Origin of the sequence: Bradyrhizobium sp. 132 (genome assembly GCF_023074185.1) — a bacterium.
Taxonomy (GTDB): domain Bacteria; phylum Pseudomonadota; class Alphaproteobacteria; order Rhizobiales; family Xanthobacteraceae; genus Bradyrhizobium.
On the sequence record NZ_JADPKY010000038.1, the window covers coordinates 1 to 1,718 of the forward strand.

The window sequence follows — 1,718 nt, forward strand, 5'->3', positions numbered from 1 at the left end:
TCTGGATTGCTCACATGGGGATTTGGTGTGTCAAGGCGGATGTTCAGCTTTTTGTTTGATTGCTGCCAGCTTTTCGTCCCGACCGCTGGGTCTTTCGGATGGCGCGCGCAGATCGTGTCAAGGTCGGCCCGGAGGGCCGCCGCGAAGCGGCTTGACCTTGACGCGAGCGAGCACGCCATCAGGCTTTGGTGGTCGGGCGGATGCGGGGCGGATAGCTCCTTCTCGTCAGGCGATCTCAGGTTCGAGCCGGTTTTCGCAATCTGGTTTCGCGTGCCAGATCAAACTCACATCCGGTCGTCGCGCGGTCGCGACTGCACCAACATTCCGCTTGCGGCGGGGCAGGCTCGAGAGGACGGGACCATTCTTCGTTGCGGCATTTGAAGCCATGCAATCCATCGGTTCGTCCACCCGGATCGGCCGAGGCTGATCGTTCCTCGGCTGATTGGTTTGAAGACTGTGAGAGGGGTTGCCTCAGGCGGCGGACTTCATCACGGCTCCCTCAATCACGACGCCGGCGGTCACGTACTTCCACAAGGCCACGAGCAGCTTGCGCGCCAGCGCCACGATCGTGCGCTTGCGGCCGCGCGGGCTGTTGGCGTTGAACCATCGGGTCAGCGCCGATTGCGGCTGGTGGCGGATCCATAACCAGGCGAGCTGGATCATCGTGGTTCTCAGGCGCGGATTGCCGGCTTTCGACACGCCTTGCTCGCGCGCGATCCCGCCGCTGCGCCAGGGCGTGGCCGCAAGACCGGCATAGGACGCAACCTGGCGGCGGTTGGCGAACTGTCGCCAGAAGGCCTCCGTCCAGAGAACGGCAGCGAAGTTCGGACCCATGCTCTTCAGGTCGAGCAGCATCGCGACCGGGTTCGATCCCTCCGTCCCTCCGGCCGGCCTGCTCGCGGCCAGCAACGCATCCTGCTCGCGCTCCACCGCCGCGATCTGCTCGAGCAGCAGTTCGAGCCGGTCGAGTTCGCGGCCGATCTGGACCTTCAAATGCGCCGGCAGCACCCGTCCGTCCCCCGTGCGCAGGACATCGAGCGCTGCCCGGCGGTTGCGCCGCATCGGCACGTAGTCGAATATGCCTTGTGCGAACAGAAGACCCTTGATCCGGTTCACATGCACGATCCGCTCGGCGATCAATGTCCGCCGCTCGCGGCAAAGCCTGCGACGGTCCTCCTCTTCCGGGGAGGGAGCAGCGACCATCGCACAGACCCGCGGCTCGCCGCGCTTGTAGGCCAGAAGCGACCGCAACAACGTCTCACCATCCAGCCGGTCCGTCTTGGCGCGCCGGCGCCGGCGCGGGGTCGCGATCGAGGCCGGATCGACCACGTGGCTCTCAATGTCTTCCTGTTGCAGAGCGCGGTGAAGCCAGAACCCGTCCAGCCCCGCCTCCTGGATGCTCACGATCCGATAGCTTTCCCCCGTTCGCGCCAGGGCCTTCTGCTTCAGCTCGGAAAACAGCTTCAAAAGTTCCGGAAGATCGCCGGCCTTCACGCTGTGTTTGGACATCTTCTCGCTATGGCCCGGCGACAGCGAGGTCACCAGCCATGTCGAACGGCTCAGTTCCAAAGACACAAAAATTGCGCCAAACTGCGTGCGGATAGCGGTCGGTCCGTCGGAAGGATGATCGAGCAACATCGTCGTCTCCAGGTTGGGTGGTATTGCAACCTCAGTCTGGCCTCAGACTTGGTCGCTATCCACTCCCCATGGAATCTTCG

1 protein-coding gene is annotated in these 1,718 nt (G+C 63.7%); it reads right to left on the bottom strand.

Annotated features, from left to right (window positions below):
* Positions 1 to 471: 471 nt before the first annotated feature.
* Entirely contained in the window at positions 472 to 1,638 is a 1,167-nt protein-coding gene (locus IVA74_RS06890; RefSeq protein WP_247341006.1) for an IS110 family transposase, read from the bottom strand.
* Positions 1,639 to 1,718 lie beyond the last annotated feature (80 nt).